The sequence below is a fragment of the Streptomyces sp. NBC_01237 genome, from assembly GCF_035917275.1.
Lineage (GTDB): Bacteria > Actinomycetota > Actinomycetes > Streptomycetales > Streptomycetaceae > Streptomyces.
Genome location: NZ_CP108508.1, coordinates 2491112 through 2512115 on the forward strand (window position 1 = coordinate 2491112; position 21004 = coordinate 2512115).

Genomic DNA, 21004 nt, shown 5'->3' on the forward strand with positions numbered 1-21004 from the left:
AACAGACACGACCCAGACGCGTCCGCCGGGGGCGGACACGGACCGGGACGAAACCGGCGGCTCCGGAAAGCACCGAGGGGGTACGTCGATGGAGAACACGGCCGCGCAGCCGCACGGCCGCCACCGCCGTCCCTCCGAGGAGGGGAGCAGAGCGGCCTGAGGCCGCACTGCGCCGGGAGCCGCCGGCGACGAGAGACGTGCGGGGCCCGCACCGGCCGTTCGGCCGGTGCGGGCCCCGTTCGTCGTCCCGGCGCGCCTATCCCCGCTTGAGGCCCAGGACTTCGGCCGCCGCGAACATCTCGTTCGGGGGGCGGTCCTCGTAGTACGGGGTGATGAGCCCGTCCAGTTCGTCGAAGGTGAACGTCTCCTTCGCCGCGTCGAACTTCGCCGCCACCTTCGGGCGTTCGACGATCGCGACCATGCCGCCGTGGACCACGAGCAGCTGCCCGTTGACCTTGGCGGCCGCCGGGGAGGCCAGATAGCCGACGAGCGGCGAGACATGCTCGGGCGCCAGGGCGTCGAGCGTGCCGTCGGCCGGTTCCTGGAAGCCCGCGAAGACGTCCTCGGTCATCCGCGTACGGGCGCGCGGGCAGATGGCGTTGGCGGTGACGCCGTACTTCGCCAGGGCCAGTGCCGTGGAGGTGGTCAGGCCGACGATGCCGCCCTTGGCCGCCGCGTAGTTCGGCTGCCCGGCCGAGCCCGCGAGGAACGCCTCCGACGAGGTGTTGACGATCCGCCCGTAGACGGGGCCGCCGGACTCCTTGGAGCGGGTGCGCCAGTGGGCGGCGGCGAAGTGCGTGGTGTTGAAGTGGCCCTTGAGGTGGACCCGGACGACGGAGTCCCATTCGTCCTCGGTCATCGAGAAGATCATCCGGTCGCGCAGGATGCCCGCGTTGTTGACCAGGACGTCGAGCTTCCCGTAGGTGGAGACGGCCAGCTCCACCAGGGCACGGGCCTGTTCGTGGTCGGAGACGTCGCCGAGGTGGGCGACCGCGCGGCCGCCCGCCGCCCGGATCTCGGCGGCGACCTCCTCGGCGGGGGCCGCCGACGCCTCGCCGGAGCCGTCGCGGCCCGGCTGTCCGTAGTCGTTGACGACGACGGCCGCGCCGAGCCGTGCCAGCTCCAGGGCTTCGGCGCGTCCGAGGCCCCGGCCCGCGCCGGTGACGACGGCGGAGAGGCCGTCCAGGGGTAGTGACATCGCAGTCCTCAATGTCGTGGGGTGGCTCGATCCGTGGGAGCGGGCCCCTCAACGTCGTGGGGTGGCTCGATCGGTGGGTGCGGGGGCGGACGTCAGAGTTCGACGCAGGTACGCAGCGACTCTCCGGTCCTCATCTGGTCCAGGGCGTCGTTGATCCCGTCCAGCCGCACCCGGTGAGTGATCATCGAGGCGAGGTCGATCCGGCCCGCCCGCCAGAGCGCGATGGCCCGCTCGTAGGAGCGCAGCACGTCCCCGCCCCCGTACATGGAGGGCAGGATCCGCTTCTCGTCGAAGAACAGCTCGAACATGTTGACCTGGAAGTTGTCGTCCATCGCTCCGGCGCCGACGACGCAGAGGGTGCCGCCGCGCCGGGTGGTCTCGTACGCCGTGCGGGCGGTGGCGGACTTGCCCACGACCTCGAAGACGTAGTCGAAGCCCTCGCCGCCGGTGATCCGCTGCTTGGCGTCGGCGAGTTCGTCCGGGGAGACCGCCTCGGTGGCGCCGAAGTTCAGCGCGGCCTCGCGCCGGGAGGCGACCGGGTCGACGGCGACGATCTGGGCGGCGCCCTGGACCCGCGCGCCCTGGATCGTGGAGATGCCGACGCCGCCGCAGCCGATGACGGCGACCGAGGAACCGGCCTCCACCTGGGCGGTGTTGATGGCGGCGCCGAGTCCGGTGGTGACCCCGCAGCCGATCAGCGCGGCGATCTCGTAGGGCACGTCGTCGGGGATCGGCACCGCACAGCCCGCGCCGACGACGACCTCCTCGGTGAAGGTGCCGGTGCCGGCGAAGCCGAAGACATCGCCGCCGGGGCGCCTGAAGTTGGGGGTGCCCGCGTTCATGAAGCCGGCCAGACAGAGCTGGGTCTGACCGCGCCTGCACGACGGGCAGGCGCCGCAGGCGGGCAGCCAGCAGACCAGGACCCGGTCCCCCTGGCTCAGCCCGGTGACTCCGTCGCCCACGTCGATGACCTCGCCCGCGCCCTCGTGGCCGGGGATGAAGGGGGCGGGCTGCGGAAGGACGCCGCTCATCGCGGAGACGTCGGAGTGACACAGTCCGGTGGCCCGGATACGGAGCTTGACCTTGCCGGGGCCGAAGCCCACCGCCTCGACGTCGTCGAGGACTTCCAGTTTGTCCTGGCCGATCTCGTGCAGTACGGCTGCGCGCATGGTGCGGCTCCCCTCAAATCATGGCGTTTTCAGGAGTGTTCGATGACCGTGTCCACGAGCACCGGTGCGTCGTCCCGTTCGACGGCGCTCACCGCGACCTGGATGCGGCCGTCCCCGGCCCACATCCGGATGCGGAGGGTCTCGCCGGGGAAGACCACTCCGGCGAAGCGGGTGCTGTACGCGCCGATGCGGGTCACATCGCCGTCGAGCAGCGTGTCGGTGACGGCTTTGAGCGTCATGCCGTAGGTGCACAGCCCGTGCAGGATGGGCCGGTCGAAGCCGGCCAGCTTGGCGAACGCGGGATCGGCGTGCAGCGGGTTCCAGTCCCCGGAGAGCCGGTAGAGCAGCGCCTGGTCCTCCCGGACCGCCCGCTCCACCGTGCGGTCGGGGGCCCGGTCCGGCGGAATCGGCCGGGCGGAGGGCCCGCGTTCACCTCCGAAGCCGCCCTCGCCGCGGACGAAGATCTGGGAGTCGTTGGTCCACAGCGGGCCGTCGTCGTCGGATGCCTCGGTGCGCAGCACGAGGACGGCCGCCTTGCCCTTGTCGTACACGGCGGCGACCTTCGAGGTCTGTACGGCGCGTCCGCGCACCGGGATGGGCCGGTGCACCCGTACGGTCTGGCCGCCGTGCAGGACGGCGGCCAGGTCCACATCGACGCCGGGCGAGGAGAGGCCGCCGGTCATGGCGGTGCCGGCTCCCGCGACGGTGGCGAAGCTGGGCAGTACCTGGAGCCGGGACTCCAGGGTGTAGCGCAGCTCCTCGGGGTCGGTGGCGGGGCTGCCCGCGCCGAGGCCGAGATGGTAGAGCTGGATGTCCTTGTGGTCCCAGCCGATCTCGGCTCGGCGGGGTTCGGCGGCGACGGCCGCTACGGCATCAATGGGCATGGGGAAGCTGCTCCTTGATGGTGGGAAGACCTCGGCGCGACCGTCCGCACCGTCGGCCGCACCGAGGTCGTGCGGGACCGGCAGGCGCGCCCGTTCTAGAACGCGTTCTAGCCGATGGCCCATGTATAACGCAGCCTCCGGGAGTTGTGAAGACCGCTGACGCCATGTCAGATACCTTGGCCGCAAAGGCTCCGGGTGCACGTGCGGGCCATGACATTTGTCATCGCGGAGTCCGTACACGGGGCTCTGCCGGACACCCCCCTGCGCTCCGTAGCGTCATGGTCATGAAGCAGACGACGGGGACAGCGGAGCGAGGGCCCGCGGTGGTCTTCACCGGGGCGGTCAGGACGTTCGGCCGGGCGGAGGCGGCGGTACGCGCCGTCGACGGCATCGATCTGGAGATCGGGCGCGGCGAGACGGTGGCGCTGCTGGGCCGCAACGGGGCGGGCAAGTCGACCACCATCAGCCTGCTGCTCGGCCTGGACGACCCGGACTCCGGGACGGTACGGCTGCTGGGCCGCTCGCCCGAAGAGGCGGTGCGCGCCGGGCTGGTGGGCGCGATGCTCCAGGACGGGCGGCCCATCCCCCGGGTGACGGTCCGCGAACTGGTCCGCTTCGTCGCCTCCACCTATCCGCACCCGATGCCGGTCGGGGACGCGCTCGCTCTCGCGGGTGTCACCGAGTACGCGGACCGGCGCGTCGACAAGCTCTCCGGCGGCCAGACCCAGCGCGTCCGCTTCGCCGTCGCGCTGGCGGGCGATCCGGAACTGGTCGTGCTGGACGAGCCGACCGCCGCCCTGGACGTGGAGGCGCGGCGCGCGTTCTGGCGGTCGTTGCGGTCCTTCGCCGGGCGCGGCAACACCGTCCTGTTCTCCACCCACTATCTGGAGGAGGCCGACGAGAACGCCGACCGGATCGTCGTGATCGACCGGGGCCGGATCGTCGCGGACGGCAGCGGCGACCGGATCAGGCGCGCGGCGGGCGGGAGCCTCGTCTCCCTCGATCTGGCCGGAGCGCCGTCGGACGGCCTTGAGCTGCTGCCCGGTGTCATCGGTGTCGAGGTGCGCGGGGACCGGGCGCTGCTGCGGACGGACGACTCGGACGCGACCGTCGTCGAGCTGGCGCGGATCGGCGCCGTCCGTGGGCTGAGCGTGTCACGGGCCACTCTGGAGGACGCCTTCCTGGCGCTGACCGCGCCCGCCGACGCCCCTTCCCGTACCGCCGGTTCCGACTCCGCTTCCCACCCCGCCGCCCGCTCAGAGGAGACCGTGTGATGCTGCCCTACATCGTGCTGGAAATCCGGCGGACCCTGCGCGACAGCGTCTTCCTGATCTTCGGAACAGGGATGCCGGTGATGATGTACCTGCTCTTCACCAATCTGGGCGGCGGCGCCGACTACGGCGACTGGAAGGCCGCCTCCATGGTCGGCATGGCCGCGTACGGAGCACTCGGTTCCGCCATGGCCATCGGTACCGGGATCGCCTCCGACAAGTCCCTGGGCTGGCTCCGGCAGCTGCGGATCACCCCGCTTCCGCCCTCGCGGGCCGTCGCGGGCCGGGCGATCAGCGGTTCGGTGACCGTACTGCCGACGATCGTGGCGGTCCTGCTGGCCGGCGCCCTGGTCAACGGGGTGCGGCTGGCCATCTGGCAGTGGACCGCGCTGGTGCTGCTGCTGTGGATCGGGGCGCTGCCGTTCACCCTGCTCGGCATCGGAAACGGCTACCGGCTGACCCCGCAGGGCACCGGTGTGGTCAATGTGGCCTGTCTGATGGGCTTCGCGGTCGTCGGCGGACTGTGGTTCCCGCTCGCGGAGTTCCCGGCGTGGCTGCGCTCCATCGGCGAGTACAGCCCGGCCCACGGCTTCGCCGGGCTCGGCCGGGCGGCGATCGCCGGGCACGCGCCGGGCGCCGGGTCCGTCGCGCTGCTCACCGGATGGCTGCTGCTCTTCGGCGGATACGCGGTTCTCTCGTACCGTCGGTCCGCGAGAACCGTGTGACGGGAGCGAATATGTCCAAGGCCGGTACCGAGTCGGTGAAGGCCCGAGCCGGGCGATGGCGCGAGGCCCGCGCGAGGCGGCGCGCGTGCCGGCGCCCCGGGCCTCCGGGACCGTACACGCTGCTGCCCTGGCTGCTGCTGGGGCTCGGCGCGTTCTCCAACCTCTGGCAGGGCGAGACACCCAACCCGTGGATCGGCGGCCTGGGCCTGCTGACCTTCAACTCCCTTTACGTCTCCGTGGTGTTCAGAGGCTTCGACGAACGGACGCGGGAGAGCGCGACCTCCTACCGGCTGCTCGCCGCGATGGCCGCGATCACCTTCGCGCTGGCGATCGGCTACGGCGGCAGCTGGCTGCTGTTCTTCCCGCTGCTGTCGCTGGCCTGCGGCACGATCCTGCGCGGCCGCCGGCTCGCGATCGGCCTGATCACCCTCTCCGTCGCCGCGGTCGTGGTGTCCGTGTGGCGGGGCGACCATGCCTCGGAGCCGTGGACCATCGGGTACGGGACGTTCCTCTCCGGCGCGGTGACGGCCGCGCTCCTCACCCTGTCGGAGACGGTGATGGAGCTGCGTGCGACCCGGCAGGAGCTGGCCCGCGGGGCGGTGGAGCGGGAACGGCTGCGCTTCTCCCGCGATCTGCACGATCTGCTGGGGCACACGATGTCGGTGATCGTGGTCAAGTCGGAGGCGGCCCGTCGGCTCGCACCGCACGATCTGGACGCCGCGCTCTCGCAGGTCGCCGACATCGAGTCGGTGGGCAGGCAGGCGCTGACCGAGATCCGGGAGGCGGTGACCGGCTACCGCGAGGGAAGCCTCGCCACCGAGCTCGACCGGGCCGGGTCCGCGCTGACGGCCGCCGGGATCGAACCGGTGGTACGCCGCACCGGGCCGCCGCTCACGCCGCAAACGGAGGCGCTGCTGGGCTGGGTGGCACGGGAGGCGGTCACCAATGCCGTACGCCACAGTGGCGCGACGCGCTGCGAGTTCGTCGTCGACTCCACGCCCGAGCGGGTCCGGCTGACCGTCACGGACGACGGCCGCGGCCCGGACCCGGACGGCGCCGCCCGCGCCGCCGGCGCCGTCCGCCCGGTCGGCGGTACCGGGCTGAAGGGGCTCACCGAACGCCTCGCCGTCGCGGGCGGCCGGCTGGAGGCGGGTCCGGGGCCGCGGGGCGGCTTCGTGGTGCGGGCGGAGCTGCCGGTGGCGGCGCCCGACGAGGGCGCGGGGGCAGAGGGTGCCGGGGACGAGGACCGGGAGCCGGCCCCGGGCCGGTGAACGGGACGCGCCGGCCCCGTACGGACGCCCCGGGACCACCGGCCGCCCGCGGCGTCCGTACGGGGCCGCCCCGGGATCAGCTCTTCGCGGACCGGGACCGGGTCCGCTGCCCCGGAAGCCACAGCAGCATCAGCAGGACCCCGCCGACCAGCACCGCCGCGGCCGTACGGAAGGCCAGGGCGTATCCGGCCGTGACCTCGGCCGCGCCCGTGGCACCACCGGTGCGGGCGGCGGCGACCGTGGAGAGCACCGCGAGACCGAGCGCACCGCCCATGGTGCGGGAGGTGTTGACCAGCCCGGAGACGAGTCCCGCGTCGCCGGGTGCCGCGCCCGAGGTGGCGAGGGCGGCCAGCGGCGTGGAGGCGAGTCCCGATCCGGCCATCATCAGGATGCCGGGGATGAGGATGCCGGTGACGTACGGGCCGTCGGCGGTCATGGTCGACTGCCAGCCGAAGCCCGCCGCGGTGACCAGCACACCGATCACCGCCAGCCGCTTCGCGCCGATGCGCGCCATGAGGCGGGGGGCGGCCTTCGAACCGATGACGACGGCCACCGAGGTGGGCAGCAGCGCGATCCCGGCCAGCCAGGGCGTGTACCCCAGCACGTTCTGCGCGTACACGGTCATGAAGTACCACATGGCGAAGGTGGCGGACCCGATCAGGAACATCGCCACGTTCGCCGAGGACACCGCCCGTACGCCGAACACCCGCAGCGGCATCAGCGGGGCCGCCGCCCGGGCCTCCGCCAGGACGAAGGCGGCGAGCAGCGACAGCCCGCCGAGCAGGGGGACCAGGGTGGCCGGGGACGTCCACCCCTCCTCCTCGGTCTGCACGATCCCGTACGCGACGGAGGCCAGGCCCGCCGTGACGAGGACGGCGCCCAGCAGGTCGACGCGGCGCCGGTCGCCCGCCCGGCCCTCGGCCAGCCAGAGGGCGGCCCCGACCAGGACGAGGGCGCCGATCGGCACATTGATGAGCAGGACCCAGCGCCAGGAGAGGGCGTCGGTCAGCACCCCGCCGATCAGACCGCCGGCCGCGCCGCCGCCCGCCCCGACCGCCATCCAGGTCCCGATCGCCTTGGTGCGGGCGGGTCCTTCGGGGACGGCCGCGGTGAGGATGGTGAGGGTGGCGGGCGCCAGCACGGCGGCGCCGAGCCCCTGGGCGGCGCGGGCGGCGAGCAGCTGCCAGCCCTCCTGGGCGAGGCCGCCCGCGAGCGAGGCCGCGGTGAACAGGCCGAGCCCGATCAGGAACATCCGCTTGCGGCCGTAGATGTCCGCGGCCCGGCCGCCGAGCAGCATGAATCCGGCGAACGCGATCGAGTAGGCGTTGACGACCCACTGGAGTGCGGGGGCGCTCAGTCCCAGGTCGGTCCGCATGGACGGCAGGGCCACATTGACGACCGCCACGTCGAGGATGACCAGGAACTGACCGGTGCAGGCCGCGAGCACGACGGCCCAGGTGCGGGTTCTTATTCGGGTGGGGGTGCGGGTGGGTACGGGTGTGGAGACGTCAGGCATGGAGGTCATGGTCCCAGGCACCCGGCGCTCCGTACATCGGGTTGCCGCAGGTCCGGGCACCGGGGCGCGCCACAGCTCACCGGAGCGCACCGGGCTCCGGGCGCCCCGGAGCCGGCGCGCCGGAGCTCCACGCGCCTCGGGGTCAGCGGCGCAGCAGGGTCACGACCGCCGCTCCGCCGAGCCCGATGTTGTGCGCGAGGCCGGTGCGCGCGCCCGGTACCTGGCGGGCCCCGGCCTCGCCCCGCAACTGCCAGGTCAGCTCGGCGGCCTGGGCGATTCCGGTGGCGCCCAGGGGGTGGCCCTTGGAGATCAGCCCGCCGGACGGGTTGACGACCCAGCGGCCGCCGTAGGTGGTGGCACCTGACTCCACGAGCTTTCCGGACTCGCCCTCCTCGCACAGTCCGAGGGCCTCGTAGGTGAGGAGTTCGTTGATGGAGAAGCAGTCGTGCAGCTCGATCACGTCGAGGTCGTCGGCCGAGAGCCCCGAGGCCGCGTAGACCTGCTGCGCGGCCGCCCGGGTCATGGGCGCTCCGACGGCGTCGACGCAGGTGCCGGAGGCGAAGGACGCGCCGGTGTCGGTCGTCATGGCCTGGGCGGCGATCTCCACCGCCCGGTCGCCGAGTCCGTGCCGGTCGACGAAGCGTTCCGATACGACGACGGCGGCGGCCGAGCCGTCGGAGGTGGGTGAGCACTGGAGCTTGGTCAGCGGCCGGTGGACGGTCCGGGCGGCGAGGATCTCCTCGACCGTGTACGGGTCCTGGAACTGGGCGTACGGGTTGTTCACCGAGTGCCGGTGGTTCTTGGCGCCGACCGCCGCGAGCTGCGCCGCCGTCGTCCCGTACCGCTCCATGTGCTCGCGGGCCGCGTTGCCGAAGATCTGGGCGGTGGGCGGGGACATCTCGAAGCCGTGCCCGGCGGCCATGATCCCGTAGTGCCGGGCGACCGGCGAGGTCTTGAAGTCCGCCGCGCCGCCGTCCGCGCCGCCGCCCCCGAGGGAGCCGCGCGCCATCTTCTCGAAGCCGAGGGCGAGTACGCAGTCGCTGATCCCGCCCTCGACGAACTGCCGGGCCATCATGAGCGCGGTCGAGCCCGTGGCGCAGTTGTTGTTGACGTTGTAGACGGGGACGCCGGTCAGTCCGAGTTCGTAGACGGCCCGCTGTCCGGCCGTGGAGGGCTGGAAGCAGTAGCCGACGGGCACCTGTTCGACCTGGTCGTACCGGATTCCGGCGTCGTCGAGCGCCTTGGTGCCCGCCTCCTTCGCCATGTCCCAGTACTGCCAGTCGCGGGTCTCGGGCTTCTCGAACTTCGTCATCCCGACGCCGACGATGTACGCCTTCATCATGTGTGCCCTTCAGTCCTTGGGGAGGCCGAGGATGCGCTCGGCGACGACATTGAGCTGGACCTGTGTGGTGCCGCCCGCGATGGTCAGACAGCGCGACATGAGGAATCCGTGCACGGCCCGTTCCGCGCCGTCCTCGGCGGTGGCGCCCGCCGGGCCGAGCAGTTCGAGGGTGAGTTCGGCGACCTTCTGCTGGTGGGTGGTCTGGACGAGTTTGCGTACGGAGGCTCCGGCGTCCGGTTCCTGTCCCGCGACCTGCTGGAGCGTGGTGCGCAGACCGATGCAGGCCAGCGCGTGGGCCTCCGCGGCGAGCGCGCCGATGCGGGTCCGGCCCGCTCCGTCGAGCTCGGCCGAGCGGGCGATCAGTGCTTCGAGTCCGGTGTCGAAGGTCATCTGGTCGGCCATGTGGACGCGTTCGTTGCCCAGGGTGTTGCGGGCGACGCGCCAGCCGTCGTCGATCTCCCCGACGACCGCGTCGGCGGGGAGCAGCACATCGTCGAAGTACACCTCGTTGAACAGGGCGTCCCCGGTGATCTCCTTCAGCGGCCGGATGTCGATGCCCCGGGCGTTCTTCATGTCCACCAGGAAGTAGGTGAGGCCCCGGTGCTTGGGGGCGTCCGGGTCGGTCCGGGCCAGCAGGATGCCGTGGTCGGCCCACTGGGCGGCGCTCGTCCAGACCTTCTGTCCGGTGATGCGCCAGCCCTCGTCGGTCCGTACGGCCCTGGTGCGCAGCGCGGCGAGGTCGGACCCGGCGTCCGGTTCGGAGAAGAGCTGGCACCACAGGAGTTCGCCGCTCAGTGTGGGCGGCAGATAGCGCTCCTGCTGCTCCGGTGTGCCGTACGCGATGAGGGAGGGCACCACCCAGGTGGCGATGCCGAGGCCGCTGAGCGTGATGCCCTGCTCCTTCAGCTCCTGTTGCAGGGCGAGTTGTTGTACGGGGCCGGCGGCCAGGCCGTACGGGGCGGGCAGATGCGGGGCGGCGTATCCGGTGGGGGCGAGGGCGCGGCGGGCGTCACGGGGGCCGAGGCCCCGGGCGGCTGCGAGGTGCGGGCGCGCCTCGGCTCGGTGGCGGGCGGCCACGGGGGGCAGTTCCAGGGCGAGTTCGCGGCGGGCACCGCCTTCGGCGAGCCGGACGGCCCGCAGCCGGTGGGTGTCCCCGGCCCCGAGCAGCTGCCGGGCGACCACCGCGCGGCGCAGCTGGAGGTGGGCGTCGTGCTCCCAGGTGAAGCCGATGCCGCCGAGGATCTGGATGCAGTCCTTGGCGCAGCCGTACGCGGCGTCGAGCGCGGTGGCCGCGGCGAGGGCGGCGGCCAGTCCCCGTACGCCGGGGCTCTCCTCGGTGGCGCGGGCGGCGTCCCAGGTCAGGGCGCGGGCCTGTTCGAGGCGGACGAGCATGTCGGCGCAGAGGTGCTTGACCCCCTGGAACTGCCCGATGGGGCGGCCGAACTGCTCGCGGACCTTGGCGTGTTCGGCGGCCGTCGCCACGGACCGGGCGGCGCTTCCGCAGGCGTCGGCGGCGAACAGGACGGCGGCGAGGTCGCGGACGAGCGCGGAGTCGGCGGACACGGAGCGGTGCGCCGGGACGCGTACGGCCTCGGCCCTGATCCCGGCGGTGGTGCGGGTCGGGTCGACGCCCCGGTGCGGGCGTACGGTCAGCCCCTCCGTGGCGGCGTCGACGGCGAACCAGCGGATGCCGTCGGCGGTGGTGGCGGGGAGCAGCAGCAGATCGGCCTCGGCGCCGGAGAGTACCGGCGGTGCCGTGCCGTCGAGGAGGTGGCCGTCCCCGTCCGCGACGGCGGTGAGGGTGCCGGGGGCGAGGGCGAGCGCGCCGACGCGGTCGCCGGCGGCGAGGGCGCGCACGAGTTCCCGCACCGGTCCCGGCCCCGCCGGACCGCTGGTCTCCTCGCCCGCCCGTTCTTCCGCCCCGTCCCGCGCCTCGGGCACCGCTGCGGGCATCACCCGCTCCCCCGTCCGCTCCTTGGACCCGGGCACCGGCTCGCGCACGGCCGCGAACAGCACCGCGGAGGTCAGCGCGCTCGCCAGGTACGGCCCCGGCAGGGAGCCGTGGGCGGCCTCTTCGAGGACGACGGCGAGGTCGAGGAGCCCGCCTCCCCCGCCCCCGTACTCCTCGGGCAGATGGACGCCGGGGAGGCCCTGTTCGACGAGACGCGCCCAGTGTGCGGGGCGTGCGCCGGGGACCGGAGGGGCTTGCGTGTCGAGGATCTTACGGATCTCCCCGGGCGGCACGGCACGGGCCAGCCACCCGCGTACGGCCTGAGCCAAGGCGTGATGTTCTTCGGTGATTCCGATGCCCATTGCGGATCCTCGCCGGTCGCAGCCACTGGAACGGCGCAAGAGTAGAACACGTTCCAATATGACGGAAGGTCAGAACACCGGCCGTTTCGAGACGTGTCCCGTTCGTGCCCCGTTCACCGGAATACCGCGCGCATACGAAAGCGTTCACCATGCACACACTTGGGGGGAGCCCGGGTGGTCGATGCTGCCCGGAGGCCACACGTATGCGACGGACGACGAACGAACAGCACGCCGGGGAACTCCCCGATCCGGTCAAGGAGCGTGCGGGCGGCATCGTCCCCGTACTCGCGTTCGCGGGCATCACCGTCGCGGTGATGCAGACCCTGCTCGTCCCGGTCATCAAGGACCTGCCCGTCCTGCTGGACACCGACCCGTCCAACGCCACCTGGGTGATGACGGCGACGCTCCTCGCGGGCGCCGTCTCCACCCCGATCATGGGCCGGCTCGGCGACCTCTACGGCAAGCGCCGGATGCTGCTGGTCAGCCTCGCCGCCATGGTGATCGGCTCCCTCATATGCGCCTCCACCGACGACCTCGTCGTGATGATCGCCGGACGCGCCCTCCAGGGCTTCGCGATGGGCGCCATCCCGCTCGGCATCGGCATCATGCGCGACGAGCTGCCGCGTGAACGGCTCGGCTCGGCGATGGCGCTGATGAGCTCCTCGGTCGGGGTGGGCGGCGGACTCGCGCTGCCGGCCTCCGCGCTCGTCGCCCAGCACGCCGACTGGCACGCCCTGTTCCTCGGCGCGGCCGGACTCGGGGTGCTCGCCATGGCGCTCACCGTCCGCTTCGTGCCCGAGCCCCCGCTGCGCGCCCCCGGGCGCTTCGACCACATCGGCGCGCTCGGACTCTCGCTCGGACTCGTCTGCCTCCTGCTGCCCATCACCAAGGGCAGCGACTGGGGCTGGACCTCGGGCACCACGCTCGGACTGATCGCCGCGTCCCTGGTGATCCTGGTGCTGTGGGGCCTGTTCGAGCTGCGCAGCCCCGCGCCGCTGGTCGATCTGCGGACCACCGCACGGCGCGAGGTGCTGCTCACCAACCTGGCCTCGATCATGGTCGGCGTCGCCTTCTACGCGGTCTCGCTCGTCCTGCCGCAGCTGCTCCAGCTGCCCGCGTCGACCGGCTACGGCCTGGGGCAGTCGATGGTCGTCGCCGGGCTGTGCGTGGCACCACTGGGTCTGACGATGATGTTCGTCGCCCCGCTGTACGCGCGGCTGTCCGCCCGCCGCGGCCCCAAGGTGTCCCTGATGCTCGGCATGCTGATCATCGCGATCGGCTACGGTGCCGGGCTCGGCCTGATGAGTGCCGCCTGGCAGACCGTGGTGATCTCGGTGATGCTCGGGGCCGGGATCGGGCTCGCCTACTCCTCGCTGCCCGCGCTGATCATCGGGGCCGTCGACCCGTCCGAGACGGGCGCGGCCAACGGTCTGAACACCCTGATGCGCTCGATCGGCACCTCGGTGTCGAGTGCCGTGATCGGCATGGTGCTGGCGAACACCTCGGTACGGATGGGCCCGGCGGAGGTCCCCTCCATGGAGGGCTTCCGGATCTCGTTCCTGATCGCCACGGGCGCTGTGCTGATCGGTCTGGTGCTGGCCGCGTTCCTGCCCTCGCAGCGGGCGGCGACGCGTCCGGTGCTGCTGGCGAGCAGTGCGGACGACGCGCGGGCCGCCCGGGCCGGAGCCGGACCGGCCGCGGGCCCCGGACCTGCTCCGGGCCCCGGCCCGGCCTCGGTGCTCGTCGCCGGTTCGGGAGGCTTCCACGGGCGGGTGCTGAGCACGGACGGGGCGCCGGTGGCGCGCGCCAATGTGACGCTGATCGACACCCGGGGCCGGCAGGCCGGGCTCACCGTCGCGGACGACGCGGGCAGGTACGCCCTGGCGGCCGAGCCCGGTGGCCGCTACGTGCTGGCGGCCACGGCCACCGGGTACGCGCCGCGCGCCTGCCCGGCGGCGTCCCCGGCGACCGGCCGCCCCGCGGAGACCGATCTCGTGCTGAGCGCGGTCAGCGCACCGGAGCGTCGAACCGCGGCGCTGTCGTGAGCAGCCGGGACACGTCGGACCCCGGCAGGAGCTCCTGAGGCTCGGCCGCGCGGGTGAACAGCCGGGCGGGACGGGCGCCCTGGACGTGGGCCCGACGCCCGTCGACACGGAGCCAGGAGCCCTCGCGCAGCCCGAGCACGGGTACGTCGTTCTCCTCCAGGAACTCGGTGAGCCGCTCCTCGCGGGTCTCGCCCTTGTGGGTGCTGGCCGGGTCCGGGTCCAGGTAGTGCGGGTTGATCTGGAACGGGACCAGGTCCAGCGTCTCGAAGGACGGCGGCTGCACGATGGGCATGTCGTTGGACGTGCGCAGGGTCGGGGCGGCCATGTTGGTGCCCGCGCTCGCCCCCATGTACGGCAGCCCGCCCCGTACCGCGTCGCGCACGGCCTCGCGCAGACCGGTGCGGTAGAGGGCGCTGAGCAGCCGGAAGGAGTTGCCGCCGCCGATGAACACGGCGTCGGACGCGGCCAGTTCGGCGACCGGGTCGGCGTTCTCGTGGACGCCGCGCACGGTGATGCCGGACGGCTCCAGGGCCTCGCGGACCCGCGCGGTGTACGCGGTGTAGTCGGCGAGCGCGTACGGGACGAAGGCGAGACGCGCGTTCGCGGGGAGGAACGCGGTGACGGTGTCCAGGGCGTGTTCCAGGTAACCGCAGCCGTACTGGGTGGAGTTGGAGAGCAGAAGCAGATTCACGGGGTTCCTCGGGTACGTCGGGCACATCGGGTCGGTCAGGTGGTGCGGGGCCGCCGGGCGCGGGACTTCGGCCGCTGCGGCGGGTGGGTGAGGCGCTGCTCCAGCAGCTGGGCCGCGTGGCGCAGCGCGTCGAGCCGGTCCTCGGGCGCCCCCTGGAACCGGTCCTCCCCGCCACCGAGACTGAGACTCCCGTACGGCTCGCGCCCCAGGAACACCGGTACGGCGACGGTGGCGATCCCGGTGTCGTACTCGCCGACCGTCCAGGCGTAGCCCTGGGCCCGGACCTTCATGAACTCCCGCTCCAGCAGGTCCGGTTCGGTGACGGTGCGGTCCGTGAAGCGTGCCATGGGACGGCCCCGGAAGAGCCGGTGGCGCTGCTCGTCGGGCAGATAGGCGTAGTACGACTTACTGGTCGCCCCCGCGTGCGCCGGGTAGAGCTCGCCGACCAGCGGGTAGTAGCGCAGCGGTCCGGTCTCGCCCTCCTCGGCGGCCACGCAGCGCATGTGGAAGCTGTCCGGAAGGCAGAACAGGACGGTGTCACCGGTGGTCCGGCGCAGCTCCTCCAGGACGGGACCGGCCAGCAGCTCCAGTGAGCCCGAGCGCTCCCAGAGTCTGCCGAGCCGCAGTACGGCGGGGCCGATGCGGTAGCGGCGGGTGACCGGGTCCGAGACCAGGAAGCCCCGGCCCGCCAGGGTGGCGAGCAGCCGCTGGGCGACCGAGGTGTCCCAGCCGAACTCCTCGGCGACCTCGGTGACGCCCCAGTCGGGTCTGGTGCGCTCGAAGGCGAGCAGCACCAGGAGTGCCCGGTCGACGGTTTGCAGCGCCCCGGCGGGTTTGCGCCGGTCCAGATCGTAGTCGGTCATCGCATCTCACCATTCAGACCGGAATTGCAAATAACGGGAAACAGTTGCGTTCAACGCTATCCGATCCCGAATGTTGCCTCAGCACCCCGCCCCGCGCTCTCCCCCGTCGAGCGCCGGGCGGGTGTCAGGATCAGGAGAAAGGCCCCCCATGTTGAAGTACGTACTGGACATCGTCGAGCTTCTGGACGATCCCCAGGTCAATGGCAAGACGGTCGTCGAATACCTCGACGCCGCAGCGGGGGCCGAGGGCTCGTCCGCACAGGTCACCACCGTCACGGGTGACCAGGGCTCGACGGACTTCGTGCTCGTCCGCATCCCCGGCTCCCGCGGCCGGACATCGGGCGGCAGCGCCCGCACCCTCGGTGTGGTGGGCCGGCTCGGCGGCATCGGCGCCCGGCCCGAGGTGACCGGTCTGGTCTCCGACGCCGACGGCGCGGCCGCCGCCATCGCCACGGCGGCCAAGCTGCTCGACATGCGCCGTCGCGGCGATGTGCTGCCCGGTGACGTGATCGTCGCCACCCACATCTGCCCGAACGCGCCGACCGAACCGCACGACCCGGTGCCGTTCATGGGCTCGCCCGTGGACATCGCCACGATGAACCGGCACGAGGTGACCGCCGACATGGAGGCCGTGCTCTCCATCGACACCACCAAGGGCAACCGGATCATCAACCACAAGGGCCTGGCCCTGTCGCCCACCGTCAAGGAGGGCTGGGTACTCCGGGTCAGCGAGCAGCTCGGCGAGCTGCTGGCCGTGGTGACCGGTGAGCCGTTGGTCACATACCCGGTGACCACGCAGGACATCACGCCGTACGGTAACGGTGCACACCACATCAATTCGATTCTCCAGCCCGCCACCGCGACCGCCGCTCCGGTCGTCGGTCTCGCGGTCACCTCGGCCGCCGCGGTACCGGGCTGCCAGACGGGCGCGAGTCACGAGAGCGACATCGCGTCCGCCGCCCGCTACGCCGTGGAAGTCGCCAAGGGCTTCGGCGCCGGGAACCTGGACTTCCACGACGCGGTGGAGTTCGACAATCTCGTCAACCGCTACGGGTCGCTGGCTCACCTGCAGACCCTCGGCCGCACCCCCCAGGAGTCCTGATGGCATCCGCCCCCCTGGCCGGCGCCACGGCCCCCGAGGCCAAGAGCATCGGCAGCGACGACTACTCGCTCTCGCGGGTCCCGCGCGACAAGCGCTTCGGCTTCTGGTCCATGCTTCTGCAGTGGCTGGCCCAGTCCGGCTCGATCTCCCAGTTCACGCTGGGCGCCACCATCGGCGTCGGCATGACCTTCGGGGACGCCTTCCTCGCCTTCACGCTCGGCGCGGTGATCCTGGAGATCGTGATCTTCGCGATCGGTCTGGCCGGCATGCGCGAGGGTCTGGCGACCCCGATGCTCACCCGTTGGGCGGGCTTCGGCCGCAACGGTTCGGCACTGGTCAGCTTCGTCATCGCGGTCAGCCTGGTCGGCTGGTTCGGCGTCCAGAACACGATCTTCGGCAACAGCGTCTCGGCGCTGGTCGGCGGACCGTCCTGGATGTGGTGCGTGATCGCGGGCGTCGCCATCACGGCCCTGGTGATCTTCGGCTTCAAGTACATGGCCCTGTTCGCCAAGATCGTCACCCCGCTGTTCTTCGGGATGGTCGCCTGGTCGATCATCACGACGCTCAACGACCACTCGATCAGCGACCTGATCAACTCGCCGCCGCCCGGCGAAACGATTCCTCTCGCCGTCGCCGCCACCGCCATCGCGGGCGGCTACATGACCGGCGCCATCGTCTCCCCGGAGATGACCCGCTACAACCGCAAGGGCTCGCACGTCTTCGTGCAGAGCGCCTCCTCGATGATCCTCTCCGAGTACATCGTGGGCATGGTCGGTGTGCTGCTCGGCCATCTGGTGAAGTCCAGCGACGTGTCGCACATCGTGCTCTCCACCTCGGGCGCCTTCGGTGTGATCGTGGTCCTGATGTCCACCGCGAAGATCAACGACTGGAACCTGTACGGCTCCTCGCTCGGCGTCGTCAACTTCTTCCAGGTCGTCTTCCGCAAGCGGCTGCACCGCGGTGCCGTCACCATCGTCCTCGGCGTCGCCGGCACGCTCCTGTCCGCGGTCGGCATCATGACCCACTTCACGGAGTTCCTCTCCCTGCTGGGCGTGATGATCCCGCCGATCGGCGGCATCATCGTCGCCGAGTACTGGGTCGTGAAGCGGATGCGCAAGCCGCTGGACGACACCCGCGAGGCCGAGACCCTGCCCCGCACCTCGCCCACCTGGGTGCCGATGTCCCTGGTCATCTGGATCGTGGCCTTCTGTGTCGGCAAGTTCTACGACGGCGGCATCCCGGCCCTCAACTCGCTGGCCACCGCCTTCCTGCTCTACTGCGTCCTCGGCCTGCTGGGCTGGGTCAAGCCGTACGGCACCTCCACCCTGGACGACGAGGACGGCAGCAGCCCGGCCCCCGCCGCCCGTGAGACCACCGCGGCAGGAGCAGCATGACCCTCATCACCGCCTCCGAGCAGGCCCAGACCGAGGTCGTGGACCTCTGCGCCGAACTGATCCGGTTCGACACCTCCAACCCGACCAGCGACGAGCGCGCCGCCGCCGACTGGGTGGTGGGCCGCCTCGCCGAGGTGGGCATCGCGTCCGAACTGGTCGAGTCCGCCCCGGGCCGGGCCAGCGTCATCGCCCGGATCGCCGGGGACGACCCCACCCGCGGCGCCCTGCTGGTCCACGGCCACCTGGACGTCGTACCCGCCGATGCCTCCGAGTGGCAGGTCCCGCCGTTCTCGGGCGAGATCCGCGACGGCTACCTCTGGGGCCGGGGCGCGATCGACATGAAGGACACGGTGGCGGTCATGCTCGCCACCGCCCGGCACTTCGCCCGCACCGGCACGAAGCCGGCCCGCGACGTGGTGCTCGCCTTCCTCGCCGACGAGGAGGCGGGCGGCAAGTTCGGCGCCCACTGGCTGGTCGAGCACCGCCCGGACCTCTTCTCCGGGGTCACCGAGGCGATCGGCGAGGGCGGCGGCTTCTCCTTCGCCATCGACGACACGCGCCGGCTGTACCCGATCGAGAACGCCCAGCGCGGCATGGCCTGGATGGAGCTCACCGCGAACGGCCGGGCCGGCCACGGCTCGTCGCCCAACGACGAGAACGCGGTCACCGACCTCGCCGAGTCCCTCACCCGGATCGGCCGCGAGACCTTCCCGATCCGGCTGATCGAACCGGTCCGCGCCCTGCTGGAGGAGGCCGCCAGGCTCTACGGCGTCGAGTTCGACGAGAACGACATCGAGTCCAGCCTGGCCGGGCTGGGCCCGGTCGCGGACTTCATACAGGTGGTGCTCCGCAACTCGGCGAACCCCACCATGTTCAACGCGGGCTACCAGACCAACGTCATCCCCGGGAAGGCCACCGCTCGCGTCGACGGCCGCTTCCTCCCCGGTCACGAGCAGGAACTGATCGACACGATCGACAGGCTCCTGCTCCCCTCCGTCAGCCGTGAGTGGGTCAACCACGACATCGCGATGGAGACGACGTTCGACGGCCCGCTGGTCGACGCGATGTGCGACGCCGTCCGCGCCGAGGACCCGGACGGCCACCCCGTCCCGTACTGCAACCCGGGTGGCACCGACGCCAAGGCGTTCACCCACCTGGGCATCCGCTGCTTCGGCTTCAAGGGCCTGAAGCTCCCGCACGACCTGGACTACGGCCGCCTCTTCCACGGCGTGGACGAGCGCGTCCCGCTGGAGGGCCTGCGCTTCGGCGTCCGCGTCATGACCCGACTCTGGCAGAGCTGCTGACCCGAGCGCACAGCTCCGCCGGGGGCCGCCCGGACCCGGGCTCACCCCACGTACGCCCCCGCCGATCCCTTCGGCGGGGGCGTACGGCACGATGGGGCGCCGTTCCGCACCCGCCCCCGCCCCACCAGGAGGAACCCGTGGCCGCCGAGTCCGCAGCCGGGCCCAAGCCGGAGATTCTCGCCGCGTTCGAGGCCGCCAAGGGCTTCATGCCGGTACACGAGGGGCTCGCCCTGTACGCGGCCGCCGCCGAGGCCGCCGCGCTCGGGCTGCCGCTGCTGGAGGTGGGGACGTACTGCGGGCGTTCCACGATCCTGCTCGCCGACGCCGCCCGTGCGGCCGGCGTGACGGCGCTCACCGTCGACCACCACCGCGGCAGCGAGGAGCAGCAGCCCGGCTGGGAGTACCACGACCCGACCGTGGTGGACCCGGAGGTCGGGCGGATGGACACCCTGCCGGCCTTCCGGCGCACCCTGCACCGGGCCGGTCTGGAGGAGCACGTGGTGGCGCTCGTGGGGCGCTCCCCGCAGGTCGCGGCGGTCTGGGGCGGAGAGCTCGGCCTCGTCTTCATCGACGGCGGGCACACCGACGAGCACGCGAGCGGCGACTACGAGGGCTGGGCCCCGCACGTGGCGCCGGGTGGGCTGCTCGTCATCCACGACGTGTTCCCCGACCCGGCCGACGGCGGACAGGCCCCGTACCGGATCCATCAGCGGGCACTGGCCTCCGGGGCGTTCGCGGAGGTGTCGGTGACGGACTCGCTCCGTGTCCTGCGGCGCACCGGAACGGGGATCTGAGCCGCCCCGATAGCATCGCCCGCGTGCGTCACGACAACAGCGTTCCCCCCACTCGCCGCGCCCGGCCGCTGCTCGCCGCCGCGCTGGCCTCGCTCTGCCTGACCGTCACCGGATGCGGAGGCGGTGGCGGGGGTGACGGCGGGGCGGCCCCCGTGCAGCCGCGTCCGGGCTCCGGCGCCGGCACGTCCGCACCGCCCTCCCCGTCCGCCCCGGTGTCACCGTCCGCGTCGAAGAGCCCCGAGCCGAAGCCGGCCACCTCCTCCGCGTCCACGAAACCCCTGCCGAAGGGGCCGCTCACCGGCCGGACCGTGGTGATCGACCCGGGGCACAATCCGCGCAACCGCGAACACACCCGGGAGATCGGCCGCCAGGTGAACATCGGCACCGGCACCAAGGAGTGCGACACCACCGGGACCTCCACCAACGGGGGTTACGCGGAAGCCCTGTTCACCCTCGATGTGTCGCACCGGCTGCGCGACCTGCTCGAAGCGCAGGGGGCGAAGGTGAAACTCACGTACGACAACGACCGCCCCTTCGGCCCGTGCGTGGACGAACGGGCCCGGATCGGCAACGAGGCCGCGGCCGACGCGGTGGTCTCGGTGCACGCCGACGGGTCGGCGGTGGGCAATCGCGGCTTCCATGTGATTCTTCCGGCCCTTGTCCGGAGCGGCGCGGCGGACACCTCGAAGATCGTCGAACAGTCGGCCGATCTCGGTGCCCGGATCGCGGGCAACTTCCTCCGGGCGACCGGAACTGCGCCCTCCAATTACATCGGCGGCAATACCGGTCTGGACACGCGTAAGGATCTCGGCGGACTGAATCTGTCGACCGTGCCCAAAGTCTTCATCGAATGCGGCAATATGCGTGATCCGAAGGACTCCGCCCTGCTCACCAGCGGCAGTTGGCGCCAGAAGGCCGCCCAGGGATTGGCCGACGGCATCACCGGCTACCTCAAGGGGTAGTTCTGGGGGGAATTTGGGGGGATAGCCGACCAGGCTCCGGTCCGGGGCACAACCCGACCGGGCAGACGATAGATTCATCCGTACGATGGGGAGCCGCCCCCGAGCTTCGTGCCGTACCCGCCGCAAAGGCGGCAGCGACGACCGCCCCGACGAGACGACC

Annotated in this window: 17 protein-coding genes; 9 read left to right on the forward strand and 8 right to left on the reverse strand. The window is 72.1% G+C overall.

Going from position 1 to position 21004, the window contains the following annotated elements; all coding sequences use genetic code 11:
* Nucleotides 1-256: 256 nt before the first annotated feature.
* The 3 genes from OG251_RS11065 to OG251_RS11075 all read right to left on the reverse strand — a co-directional run bounded on the left by OG251_RS11065 (nt 257) and on the right by OG251_RS11075 (nt 3251).
* The gene (locus OG251_RS11065) at nt 257-1198 is read right to left on the reverse strand and encodes a 3-oxoacyl-ACP reductase (protein ID WP_326676997.1); all 942 of its coding nucleotides are present in this window, start codon (nt 1196-1198) and stop codon (nt 257-259) included.
* Nucleotides 1199-1290: 92 nt separating this feature from the next.
* Nucleotides 1291-2367 carry a Zn-dependent alcohol dehydrogenase gene (locus tag OG251_RS11070; RefSeq protein ID WP_326676998.1) on the reverse strand — a complete coding sequence of 359 codons (1077 nt, stop codon included), beginning with the start codon at nt 2365-2367 and terminating at the stop codon, nt 1291-1293.
* A 29-nt stretch (nt 2368-2396) separates the two neighbouring features.
* Complete coding sequence (locus tag OG251_RS11075; protein ID WP_326676999.1) at nt 2397-3251, reverse strand: MaoC/PaaZ C-terminal domain-containing protein; 855 nt, start codon at nt 3249-3251, stop codon at nt 2397-2399.
* Between the two features lie 284 nt (nt 3252-3535).
* On the opposite strand from OG251_RS11075, the gene OG251_RS11080 reads away from it, so the two are divergent.
* From OG251_RS11080 to OG251_RS11090, 3 genes are read left to right on the forward strand one after another with little or no spacing between them, the layout of a single operon-like run.
* The gene (locus tag OG251_RS11080) at nt 3536-4525 is read left to right on the forward strand and encodes an ABC transporter ATP-binding protein (protein WP_326677000.1); all 990 of its coding nucleotides are present in this window, start codon (nt 3536-3538) and stop codon (nt 4523-4525) included.
* Entirely contained in the window at nt 4525-5247 is a 723-nt protein-coding gene (locus tag OG251_RS11085; protein WP_326677001.1) for an ABC transporter permease, read from the forward strand. The genes OG251_RS11080 and OG251_RS11085 overlap by 1 nt, the downstream gene beginning before the upstream one ends.
* An 11-nt stretch (nt 5248-5258) precedes the next feature.
* Nucleotides 5259-6518, forward strand: a complete 1260-nt coding sequence (locus OG251_RS11090; protein WP_326677002.1) for a sensor histidine kinase — start codon at nt 5259-5261, stop codon at nt 6516-6518.
* A gap of 76 nt (nt 6519-6594) precedes the next feature.
* Here the strand turns inward: OG251_RS11090 and OG251_RS11095 are convergent, their stop codons facing one another.
* The 3 genes from OG251_RS11095 to OG251_RS11105 all read right to left on the reverse strand — a co-directional run bounded on the left by OG251_RS11095 (nt 6595) and on the right by OG251_RS11105 (nt 11689).
* Entirely contained in the window at nt 6595-8043 is a 1449-nt protein-coding gene (locus OG251_RS11095; protein ID WP_326677003.1) for an MFS transporter, read from the reverse strand.
* A gap of 133 nt (nt 8044-8176) precedes the next feature.
* Entirely contained in the window at nt 8177-9373 is a 1197-nt protein-coding gene (locus tag OG251_RS11100; RefSeq protein ID WP_326681221.1) for a lipid-transfer protein, read from the reverse strand.
* A gap of 12 nt (nt 9374-9385) precedes the next feature.
* Complete coding sequence (locus OG251_RS11105) at nt 9386-11689, reverse strand: acyl-CoA dehydrogenase (RefSeq protein WP_326677004.1); 2304 nt, start codon at nt 11687-11689, stop codon at nt 9386-9388.
* Between the two features lie 203 nt (nt 11690-11892).
* Between OG251_RS11105 and OG251_RS11110 the strand changes: the two genes are divergently transcribed.
* Nucleotides 11893-13734, forward strand: a complete 1842-nt coding sequence (locus OG251_RS11110) for an MFS transporter (protein WP_326677005.1) — start codon at nt 11893-11895, stop codon at nt 13732-13734.
* Here OG251_RS11110 and pepE read toward each other — a convergent pair.
* Together pepE and OG251_RS11120 are read right to left on the reverse strand one after the other, a co-directional pair.
* Nucleotides 13697-14425, reverse strand: a complete 729-nt coding sequence (pepE, locus tag OG251_RS11115) for a dipeptidase PepE (protein WP_326677006.1) — start codon at nt 14423-14425, stop codon at nt 13697-13699. The genes OG251_RS11110 and pepE overlap by 38 nt on opposite strands.
* A gap of 35 nt (nt 14426-14460) precedes the next feature.
* Nucleotides 14461-15288, reverse strand: a complete 828-nt coding sequence (locus OG251_RS11120) for an IclR family transcriptional regulator (protein WP_073724889.1) — start codon at nt 15286-15288, stop codon at nt 14461-14463.
* 148 nt (nt 15289-15436) lie between these two features.
* On the opposite strand from OG251_RS11120, the gene OG251_RS11125 reads away from it, so the two are divergent.
* From OG251_RS11125 to OG251_RS11145, 5 genes are all read left to right on the forward strand, one after another.
* Nucleotides 15437-16390 (forward strand): DUF1177 domain-containing protein, encoded by a 954-nt coding sequence (locus OG251_RS11125; protein ID WP_326677007.1) that lies wholly within the window; start codon nt 15437-15439, stop codon nt 16388-16390.
* Nucleotides 16390-17784 carry a cytosine permease gene (locus OG251_RS11130; RefSeq protein ID WP_326677008.1) on the forward strand — a complete coding sequence of 465 codons (1395 nt, stop codon included), beginning with the start codon at nt 16390-16392 and terminating at the stop codon, nt 17782-17784. The genes OG251_RS11125 and OG251_RS11130 overlap by 1 nt, the downstream gene beginning before the upstream one ends.
* Nucleotides 17781-19088 (forward strand): M20/M25/M40 family metallo-hydrolase, encoded by a 1308-nt coding sequence (locus tag OG251_RS11135; protein ID WP_326677009.1) that lies wholly within the window; start codon nt 17781-17783, stop codon nt 19086-19088. The genes OG251_RS11130 and OG251_RS11135 overlap by 4 nt, the downstream gene beginning before the upstream one ends.
* 137 nt (nt 19089-19225) lie before the next feature.
* Entirely contained in the window at nt 19226-19882 is a 657-nt protein-coding gene (locus OG251_RS11140; protein ID WP_326677010.1) for a class I SAM-dependent methyltransferase, read from the forward strand.
* A 23-nt stretch (nt 19883-19905) separates the two neighbouring features.
* Complete coding sequence (locus OG251_RS11145; protein ID WP_326677011.1) at nt 19906-20844, forward strand: N-acetylmuramoyl-L-alanine amidase; 939 nt, start codon at nt 19906-19908, stop codon at nt 20842-20844.
* Nucleotides 20845-21004: the final 160 nt, after the last annotated feature.